The organism is Brevundimonas vancanneytii (genome assembly GCF_901421975.1).
Classification (GTDB): domain Bacteria; phylum Pseudomonadota; class Alphaproteobacteria; order Caulobacterales; family Caulobacteraceae; genus Brevundimonas; species Brevundimonas diminuta.
Genome location: NZ_LR588407.1, coordinates 502,268 through 519,110, shown reverse-complemented (window position 1 = coordinate 519,110; position 16,843 = coordinate 502,268). Strand labels below are relative to the sequence as shown.

15 protein-coding genes and 2 tRNA genes are annotated in these 16,843 nt (G+C 67.6%); 6 read left to right on the top strand and 11 right to left on the bottom strand.

The features are described from left to right. Positions 1–121: 121 nt before the first annotated feature. The gene (locus FGL25_RS02530; protein ID WP_088410368.1) at positions 122–1,972 is read right to left on the bottom strand and encodes a peptide MFS transporter; all 1,851 of its coding nucleotides are present in this window, start codon (positions 1,970–1,972) and stop codon (positions 122–124) included. A 332-nt stretch (positions 1,973–2,304) separates the two neighbouring features. Here FGL25_RS02530 and FGL25_RS02525 point away from each other — a divergent pair, with 332 nt between their 5' ends. Beyond that, a complete protein-coding gene (locus tag FGL25_RS02525; RefSeq protein ID WP_138140872.1) occupies positions 2,305–3,468 on the top strand; it encodes an N-acetyltransferase in 1,164 nt (387 codons plus the stop codon). A gap of 24 nt (positions 3,469–3,492) precedes the next feature. On the opposite strand, the gene mscL is transcribed toward FGL25_RS02525, so the two are convergent. From mscL to aroA, 5 genes are all read right to left on the bottom strand, one after another. Next, a complete protein-coding gene (gene mscL, locus FGL25_RS02520; protein WP_003165991.1) occupies positions 3,493–3,900 on the bottom strand; it encodes a large-conductance mechanosensitive channel protein MscL in 408 nt (135 codons plus the stop codon). 26 nt (positions 3,901–3,926) lie between these two features. Next, positions 3,927–4,217, bottom strand: a complete 291-nt coding sequence (locus FGL25_RS02515; RefSeq protein ID WP_003165992.1) for an integration host factor subunit beta — start codon at positions 4,215–4,217, stop codon at positions 3,927–3,929. Between the two features lie 260 nt (positions 4,218–4,477). Then, complete coding sequence (rpsA, locus tag FGL25_RS02510) at positions 4,478–6,175, bottom strand: 30S ribosomal protein S1 (protein ID WP_003165993.1); 1,698 nt, start codon at positions 6,173–6,175, stop codon at positions 4,478–4,480. 186 nt (positions 6,176–6,361) lie between these two features. Further along, positions 6,362–7,006 carry a (d)CMP kinase gene (gene cmk / locus FGL25_RS02505; protein WP_138140871.1) on the bottom strand — a complete coding sequence of 215 codons (645 nt, stop codon included), beginning with the start codon at positions 7,004–7,006 and terminating at the stop codon, positions 6,362–6,364. Further along, positions 7,003–8,337, bottom strand: coding sequence for a 3-phosphoshikimate 1-carboxyvinyltransferase (gene aroA, locus FGL25_RS02500; protein WP_290125511.1), 1,335 nt, complete (start codon positions 8,335–8,337; stop codon positions 7,003–7,005). Before aroA ends, cmk begins: the two co-directional genes overlap by 4 nt. A gap of 133 nt (positions 8,338–8,470) precedes the next feature. On the opposite strand from aroA, the gene FGL25_RS02495 reads away from it, so the two are divergent. The 3 genes from FGL25_RS02495 to FGL25_RS02485 all read left to right on the top strand — a co-directional run bounded on the left by FGL25_RS02495 (position 8,471) and on the right by FGL25_RS02485 (position 9,306). Continuing rightward, positions 8,471–8,932 carry a TIGR02300 family protein gene (locus FGL25_RS02495; RefSeq protein WP_003165998.1) on the top strand — a complete coding sequence of 154 codons (462 nt, stop codon included), beginning with the start codon at positions 8,471–8,473 and terminating at the stop codon, positions 8,930–8,932. Positions 8,933–9,063: 131 nt separating this feature from the next. Next, positions 9,064–9,139: transfer RNA gene (locus FGL25_RS02490), tRNA-Ala, on the top strand. Between the two features lie 91 nt (positions 9,140–9,230). Next, positions 9,231–9,306 (top strand) — tRNA-Ala (locus FGL25_RS02485). A 47-nt stretch (positions 9,307–9,353) separates the two neighbouring features. Here FGL25_RS02485 and FGL25_RS02480 read toward each other — a convergent pair. Both FGL25_RS02480 and trhO read right to left on the bottom strand, forming a co-directional pair. Further along, a complete protein-coding gene (locus FGL25_RS02480) occupies positions 9,354–10,970 on the bottom strand; it encodes an acyl-CoA dehydrogenase family protein (RefSeq protein ID WP_138140870.1) in 1,617 nt (538 codons plus the stop codon). A 51-nt stretch (positions 10,971–11,021) separates the two neighbouring features. Next, complete coding sequence (trhO, locus tag FGL25_RS02475) at positions 11,022–11,960, bottom strand: oxygen-dependent tRNA uridine(34) hydroxylase TrhO (RefSeq protein ID WP_138142349.1); 939 nt, start codon at positions 11,958–11,960, stop codon at positions 11,022–11,024. A 188-nt stretch (positions 11,961–12,148) separates the two neighbouring features. Here trhO and FGL25_RS02470 point away from each other — a divergent pair, with 188 nt between their 5' ends. Together FGL25_RS02470 and FGL25_RS02465 are read left to right on the top strand one after the other, a co-directional pair. Next, positions 12,149–13,840: an MFS transporter gene (locus FGL25_RS02470; RefSeq protein WP_197733793.1), complete on the top strand. Its 1,692-nt coding sequence runs from the start codon at positions 12,149–12,151 to the stop codon at positions 13,838–13,840. 153 nt (positions 13,841–13,993) lie between these two features. Further along, on the top strand, positions 13,994–15,274 hold the full coding sequence (locus FGL25_RS02465; protein WP_354702818.1) for a D-amino acid dehydrogenase: 1,281 nt from the start codon (positions 13,994–13,996) through the stop codon (positions 15,272–15,274). A 153-nt stretch (positions 15,275–15,427) separates the two neighbouring features. On the opposite strand, the gene FGL25_RS02460 is transcribed toward FGL25_RS02465, so the two are convergent. From FGL25_RS02460 to FGL25_RS02450, 3 genes are read right to left on the bottom strand one after another with little or no spacing between them, the layout of a single operon-like run. Then, a complete protein-coding gene (locus FGL25_RS02460; RefSeq protein ID WP_046652162.1) occupies positions 15,428–15,880 on the bottom strand; it encodes a hypothetical protein in 453 nt (150 codons plus the stop codon). After that, on the bottom strand, positions 15,877–16,464 hold the full coding sequence (locus FGL25_RS02455; protein ID WP_003166006.1) for a response regulator: 588 nt from the start codon (positions 16,462–16,464) through the stop codon (positions 15,877–15,879). The genes FGL25_RS02460 and FGL25_RS02455 overlap by 4 nt, the downstream gene beginning before the upstream one ends. 3 nt (positions 16,465–16,467) lie before the next feature. After that, a complete protein-coding gene (locus FGL25_RS02450; protein ID WP_003166007.1) occupies positions 16,468–16,842 on the bottom strand; it encodes a hypothetical protein in 375 nt (124 codons plus the stop codon). Position 16,843 lies beyond the last annotated feature (1 nt).

Sequence of the window (16,843 nt, the reverse complement as noted above, 5' to 3'; positions counted from 1 at the left end):
AGCCGGCGCCAGGCGGGCGATCCCGGACCAACTGAAAAGGGCGGCGCCTCCTGCGAGACGCCGCCCTTTCCTTGTGTCAGCCGGCCCGACGCGAACGCCGGACCCGCCGCGCCGAGTGCGCTTACTGCGCCGCCTTCTCGTGCGACCAGCCCTTGATGAAGAAGCTGATGACGATGAAGCCGACGCCGATGCCCATGCCCCACAGGCCCAGCATCTCGAACACCTCGAGCGAGGTGCGCAGCGCCGCGCCGGGGTCCAGCACCTGGCCGCCCACGGTTTCGGTACCGGCCAGGCCGGCGATCCAGCCGCCGACGTACTGGGCGATGGACGAGGCCAGGAACCACACGGCCATCATGAAGCTGACCACCTTGGCCAGCGATAGCTTGGTGATCTCCGACAGGCCCACCGGCGACAGGAACAGCTCGCCCAGAGTGTGGAACATATAGAGCAGGCCCAGCAGCAGAATCGGCATCTGGAAGGCCGAGTCGGCCATGCCCGCGCCCCACACCACGATCATGAAGCCCAGGCCGACCTGCAGCAGGCCGAGGCCGAACTTCAGCGTCGGGTTCGGGTCCAGGTTGCGCTTGCCCAGGAAGGCCCACAGGGCCGCCATGATCGGCGCGAAGATCAGGATGAAGCCGGCGTTGAACGACTGGGTCTGTGCCGCCGTCACCGTGGCGTCGATCCAGAAACCCGACGGAGTGATGCCCGCCGCAGCCAGCTGCGAGGGCGTGCCGATGGTGACGCCCAGGAACTGCACCGCCGTCGGCGTCAGGCTGAGGTCGACGTTCCGGTCAGCGAACAGGTTCAGCGACGTGCCCGCCTGTTCGAACAAGGTGAAGAAGACCACCGAGCCGATGATCAGCACCACCGCCAACATCATGCGCTCGCGCTGGATGCGGTTCTCGCAGACCTTGATGATGACGTAGGCGATGAAGGCCAGCGACGCGAGGGTCGCGGCGCCCAGCACCCAGCCCACCAGGGCGTTGCGCTGAACCATGAACCACACCACGCCGACGCCCAGGATGCTGAGCAGATAGATCGACCATTCGCGGTTCAGCGGCCCCAGGAAAGGCTTCTTGAGATTGCCCTCGGCCGGCGGCTCGCCCTTGCCCTGCAGCAGCGGCTTGCCCAGGACGAAGACGACCCAGCCCAGCGCCATGCCGACGCCGGCCAAGCCGAAGCCCGCCCACCAGCCGACCGTCTGACCCAGGTAGCCGCACAGCACCGCGGCCCAGAAGGCCCCCAGGTTGATGCCGTAATAATAGAGAGTGAAGCCCGAATCCCGGCGCGGATCACCCTCGGGATACAACTGCCCCACGATGGTCGAGATGTTCGGCTTCAGATAGCCCACGCCCATGATGATCAGAGCCACGGCCAGGTAGAAGACGTTGATGCCCGCCATGTCGCGGGTGACGTCGATCTTGTATTCGCCGGTCGGCAGCACGGCCGGAATCGGCGCGCCTTGCGGCAGATCCTTGATCGCCAGGCCGTTCTCGACCGGGGCGAAGGCGTACTTCTGACCGTCGATCACGATGCCCACGTCGCGCGCGGCGCCCCGGCCCTCGGCCGAAATCTCATAGGCCGCGCCCTGATAAGTCAGGGTTTCGGTGGCCGGGCGGCCCTCGAAGGCCATCATGGCGTGACCGGCGACCAGCAGCAGGGCGCCGAAGGCCACGGCCTTGCGCGTGCCGATGAAGCGGTCGGCCATCATGCCGCCCAGCAGCGGCAACAGATACACCAGCGAGGTGTAGGAGCCGTAGGTCGAACCCGCCAAGGCGTCGTCGAACAGGAAGTGCTGCGTCAGGAAGAAGATCAGGATGCCGCGCATCCCGTAGTAGGAGAAACGCTCCCACATCTCCGCGAAGAACAGGATGATCAGCCCGCGCGGGTGGTTCTTCAGGATCTGCATCAGCACGGGCACGCCCGTGACCAGGGTGATGATCAGACCGATCGCGATGACGATATTCATGCCTGGGCCCCCGCGCAGATCATGATCGACATCGTTTCATTCATAGCCATCGCCTGGGCTGCGCCCCCTCGAGTGCCGGGCCGGCGCGCCGATCGCGCGCCCCCTCCGTCCGTCGTTCTCAACGGCAAGCTCCATTTTCTGACGCCCCCGACGGGCGCGGAAGCGTGCAGAAACAGCACGGTCACGGATTGCAAACAAGCGTTAACGGCGAAATCCGGCCTACATGACGTCGCAGCCGAGGCGTTTCTTCGCCCTATGCGTGTCATTAGCCGAATTGACACTCTTTTACGGCCAGGTAGGCGTCTTGTGTTCCGCCTTTGGAGACGCGCAGGATGTCCATCCGCCCGGTTCGCCACTCGGACCTACACGCCGTGAACGCCCTGTACCACAGCGTATGGTGGCCTCAGCGCTCAGCCGAGGGATGGGCCTGGCTATGGTCAAACCCTGCGGCTGCGGGCCGGAACGCGCCCCAGGGTTGGGTCATCGACAACGGCGACGGCCCGGTCGCCTGCGCCGGCAATTTCATCCAACGCTTCTGGCAGGGCGACGAAGCCCTGTACGGAGCGACCGGCTACTCCATCGTCGTGCCGCCCACGCACAAGGGCCGCAGCCGCGACCTGGTTCACGCGTTCGTGCAGCAGACCGGCTGCTTCGCCAAATACACGTTTAACGCGAACGCACGCTCAAGTCCTCTGTACAAGCGTCACGGCATGACGCCCTGGCCGCCGCCGACGCACGACATCAAGCTGTCCTGGCTGGTTGATCCTCTGGCCTGCCTTTACGGGCGCGGCCTGCGTCGCGTCGTCGATCATGCTCCCCAGGTGGCGCGTCTGCTAGGCGAGCAGTTGGCGCCCCTCCCTCGCCTGCTCAGCGGACGACTGCAGCGCGCCCAGTCTCGCCTGCCTGCCACGGTCGACCTGCTCGACGACCTGGGCGACAATTCGGATTACGCTCGGTTCTGGGACGCCTTGCGACGCGAAGGGCGACTGGTCGCCGACCGCAGCCCCGCGATGATGCGCTGGCGCCTGTCTGACCCGGATCTGACGGTGCCTCCGCTGGTCCTGGCGCATCGCGCGGATGGGCGGATCGACGGCTTCGCCCTGGCCATGCTGAACAAGCAGACGCCGCTAGAGCCGCCGATTCTGGAGATCATCGACCTGGTCGGTCTCGAGAGCGAACCGTCGGCCGTACAGACCCTGGTGGAAGGATTACGCATCCTGGCTCCGACGCTGGGCGCGGCCAAGGTGCGTCTGCAAACGGTCTCGCCTAACTTGCTTCAGGCCCTAGGTCCGCTCGTCGACAAGGCCCGCCAGGAAGGCGGCTGGGGCCACTGTCATGTCGCCTTCGATACAGGGATGCAGGACGCAGGCTGGCGGCCCACCCCATATGACGGCGACTATTCCTTCTGTTTGCGGCCGTTGCCTGCGCGGGCCAGCGCCGCCCTGCGGCTGGCGCCGGCGCCCGCGCGCCGCTCAGCGGTGGAAGCGAGGGCCTGAGACGACCCTCGCTGCGACATCCCCTTAGGGGCGCGCCTTCAGCTCGTCGCGGATTTCGGCCAACAGGGCTTCGGTCGGCGTCGGGCCGGCTGCAGGCTCGGCCGGCTGCTCGCGGCGCATCTTGTTAATGGCCTTGACCGCCAGGAAGACCACGAAGGCCACGATCAGGAACTGAATCAGGGTGTTGATGAAGGCGCCGTACTGAATGGCCACCTTTTCGACCGCCTCGGTCGCCGGGTTCTCCGGCACCAGCACCCATTCCATCTTGGAGAAGTCGACCTTGCCCAGAAGCAGGCCGATCGGCGGCATCACCACCTGATCGACCAGGCTGGTGACGATCTTGCCGAACGAAGCGCCGATGATGACGCCGACCGCCAGGTCGACGACGTTGCCGCGCGCGGCGAATTCCCGAAACTCGGTCAGCAGGCTCATGGGATCTTCAGTCTTTCGATTAGAGGTCAGGCGTCGCCGGAAGCGTTGAGACGCTCGCGCAGTTCCTTGCCGCTCTTGAAAAAGGGCACGGCCTTGGCCGGGACTTCGACCGTCTCGCCGGTGCGGGGATTGCGCCCCGTCCGCGCCGGGCGGCTACGCACCGAGAAGGCGCCGAAACCGCGAAGCTCGACCCGTCCGCCGTCCGACAGGGTCTCTGTCATACGGCCCAGGATCACGTTCACGACCCGCTCCACCTCAGCATGGGTGAGATGCAGGTTCTCAGCCGCCAGTTTCTCGATCAGTTCAGACTTGATCATTCAGGCCCCCGCCTTGGCTTCACCGTCCGGGACGACACCCTAACCGTCTGTCGCCACAGGAAGAAAGAGACAAAACGTATCGTCGTGAAGGTTTCTTGCTTTCGAGGCGGACAGGTTTCGCCGCGCAAGGGGCTCTCGCAGGGAGAAAAAGCCGACAGACGCTGCGATCGATTCCCAGAAGATCGCGCCGATGCGACGCAAAAGGAAAAGGGCGGCCGGATCGCTCCGGCCGCCCCTGGCTTCCCGTCAGACGGAGAAACCTATTCCTTCGACGCGTTCTTGAGCGCGGCGCCCAGGATGTCGCCCAGCGAAGCGCCCGAGTCCGACGACCCGAACTGTTCGATGGCTTCCTGTTCGTCCTTCATCTCGAGAGCCTTGATCGAGACCGAGACGCGGCGCGTGGCCTTGTCGACGGCGGTGATCATGGCGTCGACGCGGTCGCCCACGGCGAAGCGCTCGGTGCGCTGCTCGTTGCGGTCGCGCGACAGGTCCGACTTGCGGACGAAGGCCGTGACCGGCGCATCGTCTTCACCGAACTTCACCTCGATGCCGCCGGTCTCGATCGCCGTCACGGTGACGGTGATCTGCTGGCCGCGCTTGTAGGTGTCGCCTTCCATCGGGTCGCCGCCGAGCTGCTTGACGCCCAGGGAAACGCGCTCCTTCTCGATGTCGACGTCCAGAACCTTGGCCTTGATGACCTCGCCCTTGCGGTAGCGCTGGATGGCTTCTTCGCCCGACACGTTCCAGTCCAGGTCCGACAGGTGGACCATGCCGTCGATGTCGTTGTCCAGGCCGACGAACAGGCCGAACTCGGTGGCGTTCTTGACTTCGCCTTCGACGGTCGAACCGACCGGGTGAGCCTCCAGGAAGGCCTCCCACGGGTTGTTCTGAGCCTGCTTCAGGCCCAGCGAGATACGACGCTTGGCGCTGTCGACGTCCAGGACGATGACGTCCACTTCCTGCGAGGTGGAGACGATCTTGCCCGGGTGGACGTTCTTCTTGGTCCAGGACATTTCCGAGACGTGGACCAGGCCTTCAACGCCGGCTTCCAGCTCAACAAACGCGCCGTAGTCGGTGATGTTGGTGACGCGGCCGGTGTACTTGGCGTTGACCGGGTATTTGGCTTCGACGCCGTCCCACGGATCCGACTGCAGTTGCTTCATGCCGAGGCTGATGCGCTGGGTGTCCGGGTTGATCTTGACGATCTGGACCTTGACGGTGTCGCCGACGGCCAGGACTTGCGACGGGTGCGACACGCGCTTCCACGACATGTCCGTGACGTGCAGCAGGCCGTCGATGCCGCCCAGGTCGACGAACGCGCCGTAGTCGGTGATGTTCTTGACGACGCCTTCGCGGATTTCGCCTTCTTGCAGCTGGCCGACCAGCTCCGTGCGCTGTTCAGCGCGGGCTTCTTCCAGGATGGCGCGACGCGAGACGACGATGTTGCCGCGCGGACGGTCCATCTTCAGGATGGCGAAGGGCTGTTCCTTGCCCATCAGCGGGCCGACGTCGCGCACCGGGCGGATGTCGACTTGCGAGCCCGGCAGGAAGGCCGAGGCGCCGCCCAGGTCGACGGTGAAGCCGCCCTTGACGCGACCGACGATGGCGCCGTTGACCGGGTGGCCTTCGGCGAACACGGCTTCCAGACGGGTCCAGGCTTCTTCGCGGCGAGCCTTGTCGCGGCTGATGACGGCCTCGCCCAGGGCGTTCTCGACGCGCTCCAGGTAGACTTCGACGTTGTCGCCGACCTTGGGCAGGACGGCGCCTTCGCCCTGGCCGAACTCGCGCATGGCGATGCGGCCTTCGGTCTTCAGACCGACGTCGATGATGACGATGTCTTTTTCAATGCCGACGACGCGGCCGTGAACGACCTGGCCTTCGCCGAGGTCGCGGCCTTGCAGCTGTTCGTCGAGCAGGGCGGCGAAATCGTCGCGGGTGGGGTTGAGGGTTTCAGTCATGGAAACTCTTGGGGTTGATGAAAGGCGAAACGCACACGGCCGAGCGGACATGCGCGAATGGGTGAAAACAAAGAGGAAGTCAGGTCGTCACGAAACGAGGCCGGGCGCGCAGCAATGCGCACGAAGAGAAAGCCAGAACGCCCGCGGCCGTCGAGGAGATCGGAGCGTTGGATTCGCCCGGCGGGATCAGATCCCGGCCCTGGCTCGCGCCGCCTCGACGATACGGCGGGCCGCATCGAAGGCGGCCTCTATACCCAGATCGGTCGTATCCAGCAAGACGGCGTCGTCCGCCTGGACCATGGGGGCGTCGTCGCGACCGGCGTCGCGGGCGTCGCGGCGGCGGATATCCTCCAGCATGTCCTCAAAGGCGATGACCTCGCCGCGCGCAGTCAGCTGCTTCCAGCGGCGCTCGGCGCGCACCTCGGGGCTGGCGGCGATATAGAGCTTGGCCGGAGCGCCCGGCGCGATCACCGTGCCGATGTCGCGCCCGTCCAGCACCGCCCCGCCCGCTTGGGCGGCGAAATCCTGCTGCAGCTTCAGCAGGGCCGCCCGCACCCCCGGATGGCTGGCCACGCGGCTAGCCGCCTCGCCCGCCCCGCGATCGGTCAGGCGCGGGTTGTCCTTCAGGCTCGCCAGGTCCAGCGCCCGCGCGGCCTGCGCCGCCGCCTCGGCGTCGCCCAGATCCTCGCCCGCATCCAGCACCGCCAGCCCCACGGCGCGATACAGCAGGCCCGTGTCCAGATACGGCAGGCCGTAATGGGCGGCCAGGCGCGCGGCGATGGTGCCCTTGCCCGAGGCGGCGGGGCCGTCGACGGCGATGACGAGACTCATGCTGCATCTCCCGCGACGATGTTCCCGCCCAGCCCGTTCATCATCTCCACGAAACCGGGGAAGCTGGTGGCGATCATCTCGGGATCGCGGACCGAGATGGGCTGTTCGGCCGCCAGACCCAGCACCAGATGGCTCATGGCGATGCGGTGGTCGTGGGCGGTGTCGACGGTCGCGCCGCCCCGCACCGGACCGAGCGCGCCGGTAACGATGAAGCCCTCCGGCTCCTCTTCGACCTGAACGCCGCAGGCCGACAGACCTGCGACCATCAGAGCGATGCGGTCGCTTTCCTTGACGCGCATCTCGCCGACGCCGCGCATGACGGTGCGCCCCTCGGCGAAGGCGGCGGTGGCGGCCAGGATCGGATATTCATCGATCATGGAGGCCGCGCGGTCTTCGGGAACCACGATCCCCTTCAGCGCCGAGCAGCGGGCGGTGACGTCGCCGACCTCTTCACCGCCAGCCATCCGCCGGTTCGTGATGGTCAGGTCCGCGCCCATGTCGAGCCAGGTTTGGAACAAGCCGGTGCGCAGCGGGTTCAGCATCACCCCCTCGACCGTCACTTCCGACCCCGGAACCACAAGGGCCGCCGCCAGCGGAAAGGCCGCCGAGGACGGATCGCCCGGCACGGCGACGTGGGTTCCTTTCAGCGTCTGTCCCCCCGGCAGACGGATGCGCCAGCCGGCGCCTTCTTCCATCACCTCAAGCTCGGCGCCGAAGGCGCGCAGCATCCGCTCGGTGTGGTCCCGGCTCTTCTCCGGCTCGACCACGACGGTCTCGCCCGTGGCGTTCAGCCCGGCCAGCAGGATGGCCGACTTGATCTGGGCCGAGGCGACGCTCTGCACGAAGGTCACGCCCTTCAGCCCGCCCCCGTGCAGGGTCAGCGGCACCCGGTCCTCGGCCGCGTTCCAGTCGAAACGCGCGCCCATCTCGGCCAGCGGCCCAGTGACGCGCTTCATCGGCCGCTTGCGCAAGGAGGCGTCGCCGTCGAAGGTCGCCGTCAGCTCATAGCCCGCGACCGCCCCCATCAGCAGGCGCACCCCGGTCCCGGCGTTGCCGCAGTCGATGACGCCGTCAGGCGAGCGCAACGGCCCGCGCCCTTCGACCCGCCAGCGCCCCTCGCCGATCCGCTCGACCGAAGCGCCCAGCGCCTGCATCGCGCGGCCGGTGGCCAGGATGTCGTCGCCTTCCAGCAGCCCCTCGATCTCGGTCACGCCCTCGGCCATGCCGCCGAAGATCAGAGCCCGATGCGACATCGACTTGTCGCCCGGCGCGCGGACCACGCCTCTCAGCCCGGAAACGCGGGACGCGGTGAAGGTCTGGGGAGTGCTCACCCTGGTGCAGGCTCCGAATGTCAGGAGGGCCGCGCAGGCGCGGAAAAGAAGGCTTTTGACAGCGGCCCCCGCCGGTGGCAAGGGAGCCGCCCTATTTCCGATTTTCCCTTAAACCCGCCGAAGGTCTAATCACGTGGCCAATCCCGAACTGGGCCAAAAGCAGGTCTGCCCGAACTGCCAGGCCAAATTCTACGATCTGAACCGTCGCCCGGCTCGCTGCCCCAAGTGCGACACCGAGTTCGATCCGATGGAAGAAGCCGTCCGCAGCCGTCGCGTGCGTCGCGGCGCCGGCTACGCCGCTGACGAAGAATCCGAAGATCAAGTCGCCGACAAGTCGGTCGACGGCGACGATGACGAAGAGGACGCCGAAGGCTCCACCCCCGAAATCGACCAGGAAGGCCATGAGCCGATCCTGACCCCGGACGACGACGACGGCGAGCCGGGCGGCGACGACGCCGGCATGGGTTCGTCCGACGGCGACGATGACGACGACGTCCTGGACGACGACGATGATGATTCCGTGCCCTTCATCGAAGACGAAGACGACGATGACCTCGACGAAGAGCTGGCCAAGCCGTCGCGCGACGACGACTAAGCAGCAAGGTTCGGAAAAATAAGCGGAAAAAAATGTGTCAGACCCGCTTGATCTTCAAAACGGCCTGACCTAGTTTCCGCGCCTCGCCGGGGGGCGACATTCTCTCCCCGGCGGGACCGACCGAAAGGTTCGGGGCTATAGCTCAGTTGGTAGAGCGCTTGAATGGCATTCAAGAGGTCAGCGGTTCGACTCCGCTTAGCTCCACCATCGAAGGCCTCGCGGAACGCCGCGGGGCCTTCGTCCTTTCCAGGCGCTTTCGCTTGATCCGGTCGACGACATAACCAAGCCGAAACGGCCTGGGGCTATAGCTCAGTTGGTAGAGCGCTTGAATGGCATTCAAGAGGTCAGCGGTTCGACTCCGCTTAGCTCCACCACCGAAGGCCTCGCGGAGCCCCCGCGGGGCCTTCGTCCTATCTGGGCTTCACACCGGCATGGCCCGCTCCAGCACCGCCCGGTGATCCGCCTCGACCTCATAGGCCCCGTAGGCCATGCCGCGCGGACGCAGACGAAGGGCGATGAAGGCCTCGGCCGAGGGACTGTCCATCTCCAGCAGGGCCGCCGCCTGGGCCGCCAGCGCCAGACGTTCGACCGCCAGACGCGCCCCCGCCTCGCTCGCCGTCACGTCCAATTCGGCGATGAAGCGGTCATAGTCGGGGGACTTCCCGGCCTGCGACGCCAGCCAGTCGCGCAGCGCCTCGACGGCCTCCGGCTCGCGCCCCGCCGCGCGCAGCACGTCCAGGGCGATGACGTTGCCCGAGCCTTCCCAGATGGCGTTCAGCGGCGACTGGCGGAACAGGCGCGGCATCGGCCCCGTCTCGACATAGCCCGCGCCGCCCAGCGCCTCCATCGCTTCATAGACCAGGTTCGGCGCGCGCTTGCAGACCCAGTATTTGGCCACCGGCGTCAACAGACGTCCCACGGCGTCATCTGCGTCGAAGGTGGCCGCCAGCCGCATCGACAGGGCCGTCGCCGCCTCGCTCTCCACCGCCAGATCGGTCAGGACGGCGGCCATCATCGGCTGGTTGATCAACCGCTTCTGAAAGGCGGTGCGGTGCGCCGCGTGCCACGCCGCCTGGGCCAGCGCCCCGCGCATCTGCAACGCCGAGCCGACCACGCAGTCCAGCCGGGTATGCTGGACCATGCGGATGATGGTCGCCACGCCCCGCCCCTCTTCGCCCAGCCTTTGCGCCAGCGCGCCGTGATACTCGACCTCGGACGAGGCGTTGGAACGGTCGCCCATCTTGTCCTTCAGCCGCATGACGCGGAAGCCCGCATTGCGCGTCCCGTCCGGCAGCCAGCGCGGCAGGATGAAACAGGTCAGCCCGCCCGGCGCATAGGCCAACGTCAGAAAGGCGTCGCACATCGGCGCCGAACAGAACCACTTGTGCCCGGTCAGGGAATACCAGCCGTCCTCGCCGATCGGCTCGGCGCGGGTGGTGTTGGCGCGCACGTCCGAGCCGCCCTGCTTCTCGGTCATGGCCATGCCGAGCGTCACGCCCGCCTTCTCGCTCGCCGGACGCACCGCAGGGTCATAACGGCCGGACAGCACGCCCCCGATCCACGGCTCGCCCACGGCCCGATCGGCCTGAAGCGCCGCGACCGAGGCGTAGGTCATGGTCATGGGACAACTGGTCCCTGAATCCGCCTGCCCCGTCAGGAACAGGATCGCGGCATGCAGCAGATGCCCGTTCGGCGTCCCGTCCCAGGCGCTGGCGGCGAGGCCTGCGCCCAGCCCCAGGTCCATCAGCTGATGATAGGCCGGATGAAAGGTCACCTCGTCGATGCGGCGGCCGTAGCGGTCGTGTGTGTCCAGCACCGGCGGGACGCGATTGGCCTGCACGCCCCAGTCGATCACCTCGGCCGAGCCGCAGCGGCGGCCCAGATCGGTCAGCCGCTCGACATGCCCCGCCCCGCCCCAATGGCGCACGGCGTCGTGCAGCGCCCTGTCCCCGGTGAACAGGTCGACGTCCTCCAGCGGCGGAACCTGATTGGACACCTCATGGGTGTCGAGACGCTCGACGGGACGCAAGGCGGACATGGGCGGGCCTCCTGACAGGGGCAGGAGGATGGCACGGGCGGAGAGAGACTTCTAACCCTTCTGCGCCGCCCCCACGTGCGCCACGCCCCTGGCGCGGGCGATCTCCATCTGCTTCTGCCGCTCGGCGTAGCCTTCGCGCTGGACCTGATCCCGGCTGTCCCAGCAGCGGTCGCAGGACACGCCCTCGACATAGCGGGCAGAGCGACGCCCCTCAGGGCTGACCGGCATCCGGCATCCCCGGCACAACGTATGTTCGCCCTCGACGAGCCCGTGCCCCACGGCCACCCGCTCGTCGAAGACGAAGCACTCGCCGCGCCACAGGCTTTCCGGCTCCGGCACGGTCTCCAGATATTTCAGGATGCCGCCTTCCAGGTGATGCACGTCGCGCACACCCTCGGCCTTCAGGAAGGCGGTGGCCTTTTCACAGCGGATGCCGCCGGTGCAGTACATGGCGACCTTGGGCGGGGTCGGCCGGTCTAGCAGGGCGCGCCCCTCGGTGCGGAACCAGTCGGCGAACTCGCGGAAGGTGCGGGTGTTGGGCTGGACGGCGCCCGCAAAGGCGCCGATCTCGCCCTCATAGTCGTTGCGCGTGTCGATGAGAACGGTGTCGGGATCGGCGATCAGGGCGTTCCAGTCCTGAGGCGAAACATAGGCTCCCACGCCCTCGACCGGGTCGATGTCGGGCTGGCCCATGGTGACGATCTCGGCCTTCACCCGCACCTTCATGCGGTGGAAGGGCATGGCCTGGGCCGTCGAATACTTCAGCTCCAGCCGCTGGAACCCCGGCAGGGCGCGCACGCCGTCGATAACGCGAGCGATGTCGGCTTCCGGCCCGGCGATGGTGCCGTTGATCCCCTCATGCGCCACCAGAAGCGTGCCGCGCACCTGCGTCCCGCACAGGTCCAGCAGGTGCAGGCGCAGCGCCGCCGGGTCGGCCACGGGCGCGAAACGATACAGGGCGGCGACGGTGAAAGGGGTCGAGGGCGACATCGGGGGAACGGCTGGGACGGTCACGACCTTCCTATAGCGTCCCGCCGCCGCCCTCGCGACGCCAATAATCCGGAACCCAGAGTGACCGCTTCCCGGCTTGCTTCCCCCGTCGAAGCCGTGTGGACTGCCCGCATGGTCGTCGTCGGTTCCCGCTTGCTCCGTATCGTCCATGCGAGGAGCCGCCCCGCATGAGTTCGACCGCCGACGCCGCCGCTTCTGGGCCGCCGTCCGTCCCGCCGGAACGCCCCTCGGCCCTGGCGCCGCTGCGGCATCCGATCTTCCGGGCGGTGTGGATCACCAGCCTGGTCACCAATTTCGGCGGCCTGATCCAGTCGGTCGGCGCCGCGTGGATGATGACCTCCATCGCCTCGGCGCAGATGGTCGCCCTGGTGCAGGCGTCGATCACCTTGCCGATCATGCTGCTGTCGCTGGCGGCCGGGGCGCTGGCCGACACGGTGGACCGGCGCAAGATCATGCTGGCGGCCCAGACCTTCATGCTGCTGGTCTCGGCGGGGCTGGCCGCCATGACCTGGATGGGATGGATCACGCCCTGGGTGCTGCTGACCTTCACCTTCCTGATCGGCTGCGGCACGGCCTTCAACGGCCCCGCGTGGCAGGCGTCGGTCGGCGACATGGTCCCGCGTGAGGATCTGGCCGGGGCCGTGACCCTGAACTCCATGGGCTTCAACATGGCCCGCAGCGTCGGCCCGGCGCTGGGCGGCATGATCGTGGCGGCGGCGGGCGCGGCGGCGGCCTTCGCCGTCAACGCCGTCAGCTATCTGGGCCTGCTGGTCGTGCTGTTCCGCTGGAAGCCCGAGCGGCCCAAGCAGACCCTGCCGCGCGAGGGCCTGCTGGCGGCCATGGCGGGCGGGGTGCGTTACGCCTTCCTGTCGCCGCGCGTGACGGCCGTGCTGCTGCGCGCCGTGGTGTTCGGCGTCGGCGCCAGCGCGGTCCAGGCCCTGATGCCCGTCGTCGCGCGCGAAGGCGGCGGCGGCCCCCTGGCGTTCGGTCTGCTGCTGGGATCGTTCGGCATCGGCGCGGTCGGCGGGGCGCTGTTCGTCGGGCGGCTGCGCGCCAAATACGAGACCGAGACCATCGTCCGCGTCGCCGCTCTGGCCTTCGCGGCGGCGGCCCTGGGCCTGGCCTACATCCCCTGGCTGGCCGTCACCCTGCCGGCGCTGATGCTGGCCGGGGCGGGCTGGGTGCTGGTGCTGTCCAGCTTCAACGTCACGGTCCAGATGTCGGTGCCGCGCTGGGTCGTGGCGCGGGCGCTGGCGCTTTATCAGATGGCGGCCTTCGGCGGCATGGCGGGCGGCAGCTGGCTGTGGGGCAGCCTGGCCCAGACCTATGGCGTCGACGTCGCCCTGGGCGTTTCAGCGGGGGTGCTGGTTCTGTGCGTGCTGATCGGCCTGAAAGTGCCCCTGCCCTCGACCGCCAACCTCAACATGGACCTGCTGCGCCGCTGGACCGAACCGCAGACCGCCCTGGCGATCGAACCGCGCAGCGGGCCGGTCATCGTCTCCATCGCCTATCGCATCCGCGAGGAGGACATCGACGCCTTCCTGGCCCTGATGGACGAACGGCGCCGCATCCGCCGCCGCGACGGCGCGCGCCAGTGGCGCCTGATGCGCGACCTGGCCGAACCGCAGATCTGGGTCGAGAAATACCAGACGCCGACCTGGCTGGACTACATCCGGCACAACCAGCGGATCACCCACGCGGACGCCGCCGTCAACGAAGGCATCCGCGCCCTGCATCAGGGGCCGGACAAGCCCGAGGTGCATCGCCTGATCGAGCGGACCACCGCCCCCCTGGCCGCCAATCTGCACGGCGACCGCCACTACGGCGAGCCGCTGACCGACCCGACCCGATCCTCCTAGATCAAGCTTATCGCGCCTGCCCGATATAGCGAGCAAATAATCAACCGTGATCGGCCGAACACAGGCAGTCCTTATCAACACCGCCGATATTGCGACGCACACAAACTGCGACTTGCGTGAAGGGCGCAAAATCTGGTCTAGGGGGCCACGCGTCTGGTTCGCGCAAGGTCAAGACCCATGAAGATCGCAATTCTCGGCGCCGGCGTCATCGGCGTGACCACCGCCCACTACCTGGCCCGCCAGGGTCATGAGGTGACCGTCATCGACCGCCAGACCGGCCCGGCGCTGGAGACCAGCTTCGCCAATGCGGGCGAGATCTCGCCCGGCTATTCCTCGCCCTGGGCCGCGCCCGGCATTCCGGCCAAGGCGGTCAAGTGGCTGTTCATGCGCCACGCCCCGCTGATCCTGCACCCCCAGATCAACGCCCCGACCGTGCGCTGGCTGCTGGCCCTGCTGCGCAACTGCACCTCCAGCCGCTATGCCCTGAACAAGGCGCGCATGGTGCGCCTGGCCGACTACAGCCAGGTGGTGCAGACCGAGCTGAACGAAGAGCTGGGCCTTGAATACGATCACCGCACCCAGGGCACGCTGCAGTTGTTCCGCACGCAAAAGCAGCTGGACGGCATCTACAAGGACACCGAAGTCCTGCGCGAAGGCGGCGTCCCGTTCGAAGTGCTGGACCAGGACGGCTGCATCCGCGCCGAGCCGGGTCTAAAGGCCACGCGCGACCTGTTCGTCGGCGGCCTGCGCCTGCCGCGCGACGAGACCGGCGACTGCTTCAAATTCACCAACGCCCTGGCCGATCATGCGACGGCCGCTCAGGGCGTGACCTTCCAGTATGGCACGACCATCCAGGGCCTGATCGCCGAGGGCGGCCGCATCACCGGGGTCAAGACCGACAAGGGCGTGGTCACGGCCGACGCCTATGTGCTGGCTCTGGGGTCGTACTCGCCGCAGATGGTCAAACCGCTGGGCATGACCCTGCCGGTCTATCCGGTGAAGGGTTATTCGATCACGGCCCCGATCATCGACGAGCCCGCCGCCCCCGTCTCGACCATCATGGACGAGAGCTACAAGGTGGCCATCACCCGCCTGGGCGACCGCATCCGCGTCGGCGGCATGGCCGAGATTTCGGGCTACAACAACGTCCTGCCGGAACAGCGCCGCAACACGCTGGAGCATTCGGTCGGCTCGCTGTTCCCCGGCGCGGGCGACCTGAAGGCGGCCAGCTACTGGTCCGGCCTGCGCCCGATGACGCCGGACGGCACCCCGGTCATCGGCAAGACCAGGCTGGACAACCTGTTCCTGAACACGGGTCACGGCACCCTGGGCTGGACCATGGCCTGCGGCTCGGCCCGCGTCATCGCCGACCTGATCAGCGGCCAGACCCCCGACATCGAAACCGCCGACCTGGGCATCGCCCGCTACGGTTGACCGGACCCTTCTCCCCTTACGGGAGAAGGTGGCCAGTCAGGGCCGGATGACGGGTCTCTCCGAAACCGGATGCAAGGATTGCGAGGCGAACGTCCCGCAACCCCTCATCCGTCTCGCTTCGCGAGCCACCTTCTCCCACAAGGGGAGAAGGAATTAGGCGCGCGCCTTCACCGCCACGGCCTTCAGTCCCGCCAACAGATGATCGGTAGCCGCATTGCGTTCGCAACCGGCCTTGAGGATCAGCCGCAAAGCCTGAACGTGCACCTGAACCGGCGGCCAGTCCCAGACGCCGGCCGTCGCCATGCGATCCGACACGTCGGCCAGACTGTAGCCGGCGTCGAACAGCGGGCCGGTGTCGAAGAAACCCGCCAGATCCAGAATGCGCGACGCCAGTCGATAGACCTCGGCGGCCGACGCCTCCGACCGTGCGGCGCACAGCCCTTCCAGCCCCGCGACGGCGGCTTCGATCTCGGCCATGACCTCGGCCTTGTGGCGGCCCAGGCGCTCATTGGCGCGGCGTTCGACATCCGCCAGCGTCCGCCCGCCCGGCTGGGTCATCTGCTGCGCCAGAGACGTCCTGATCTTCTGCGTCCGAACCTCGCTCACAGCGACACCCTCTGCGGCTTCAACAGCATGTCGATGTCGGCCTGATCCATGTTTTCCTCAACGGCGTGGCCGACGTGGGCCGACAGGTCGCCCTTGCGTCGCCCGGCCATGCCGACCGGCGGCCCGAAGTTGCGCACCCGGCGATCGGGGCCGACGTAGGTCTCGCACTCGACGAACTCGCGCTCGTCGCCCGCCAGCCACAGGATGCGCTTCAGCAGCACCGCAGGCGTCAGGGGCTTGGCGACCACGAAGCTGACGCCGCAGTCGCGCCCTTCCTGAACCTTGGCCTGCGAGGCGTGGCCCGTCACCAGGATGACGGGGGTGTAGCGCAGGGGCGCAGGCGTTTCGCGCCGCAGCCAGCGGGTGAAGGCGTAGCCGTCCATCTCCGGGTCGCCGCAGTCGATGACGATCAGATCGACCGGGCGCTGTTGCAGGATTTTCACCGCCTCGACGGCCGAGGGGCATTTGATCTGCTCCTTGACGCCGAAGCCCTGGAAGATCGAGCCCAGCATGTCGAGCGCCTGCGGCGCGTCGTCCACCAGCAGGACCGTCGATTGCTCCAGATTGATGCGGTCCTCGGCCATGGGTCAGAACAGGTGCAGCACGCCCGCCGTCGCGACGGGCTCGGTGTCGTCAGCGTCCGCGATCGGGGCCGCGCCGGGCCGGGCGCGGTGCGCCGTCTCCTGCATCCGCTCGGCCATCTCGGCCAGGGGCAGGGCGGCCAGGGCGGTGTCCATCGGCTGATCGTCGGCCACGGCCTGAGCCAGGCCCGACAGGGCCTCGATGCGCTGGGACAGGACGTCGAAACTTTGGCTGCGCGTCAGATAGCCCAGCCGCGCCTCGGCCGGCAGTTGGCGCAGGACTTCGGACACCAGGCCGCCCGCCGCCTCGATCTCGGCGCGGATGTCCGCCAGCTCCGCAGCCATGGCGGCCAACAGATCGCGGTTGTCGTTCTCGCCCATG

What these genes read in the sequence shown, in the direction of transcription:
- trhO (WP_138142349.1), bottom strand. Translation starts at nt 11,960, where the DNA reads ATGTCGCCCTCGACCCCTTTCACCGTCGCCGCCCTGTATCGTTTCGCG.
- mscL (WP_003165991.1), bottom strand. Translation starts at nt 3,900, where the DNA reads ATGAGCCTGCTGACCGAGTTTCGGGAATTCGCCGCGCGCGGCAACGTC.
- rpsA (WP_003165993.1), bottom strand. Translation starts at nt 6,175, where the DNA reads ATGACTGAAACCCTCAACCCCACCCGCGACGATTTCGCCGCCCTGCTC.
- FGL25_RS02480 (WP_138140870.1), bottom strand. Translation starts at nt 10,970, where the DNA reads ATGTCCGCCTTGCGTCCCGTCGAGCGTCTCGACACCCATGAGGTGTCC.
- cmk (WP_138140871.1), bottom strand. Translation starts at nt 7,006, where the DNA reads ATGAGTCTCGTCATCGCCGTCGACGGCCCCGCCGCCTCGGGCAAGGGC.
- FGL25_RS02515 (WP_003165992.1), bottom strand. Translation starts at nt 4,217, where the DNA reads ATGATCAAGTCTGAACTGATCGAGAAACTGGCGGCTGAGAACCTGCAT.
- FGL25_RS02530 (WP_088410368.1), bottom strand. Translation starts at nt 1,972, where the DNA reads ATGAATATCGTCATCGCGATCGGTCTGATCATCACCCTGGTCACGGGC.
- FGL25_RS02470 (WP_197733793.1), top strand. Translation starts at nt 12,149, where the DNA reads ATGAGTTCGACCGCCGACGCCGCCGCTTCTGGGCCGCCGTCCGTCCCG.
- FGL25_RS02450 (WP_003166007.1), bottom strand. Translation starts at nt 16,842, where the DNA reads ATGGGCGAGAACGACAACCGCGATCTGTTGGCCGCCATGGCTGCGGAG.
- FGL25_RS02455 (WP_003166006.1), bottom strand. Translation starts at nt 16,464, where the DNA reads ATGGCCGAGGACCGCATCAATCTGGAGCAATCGACGGTCCTGCTGGTG.
- FGL25_RS02525 (WP_138140872.1), top strand. Translation starts at nt 2,305, where the DNA reads ATGTCCATCCGCCCGGTTCGCCACTCGGACCTACACGCCGTGAACGCC.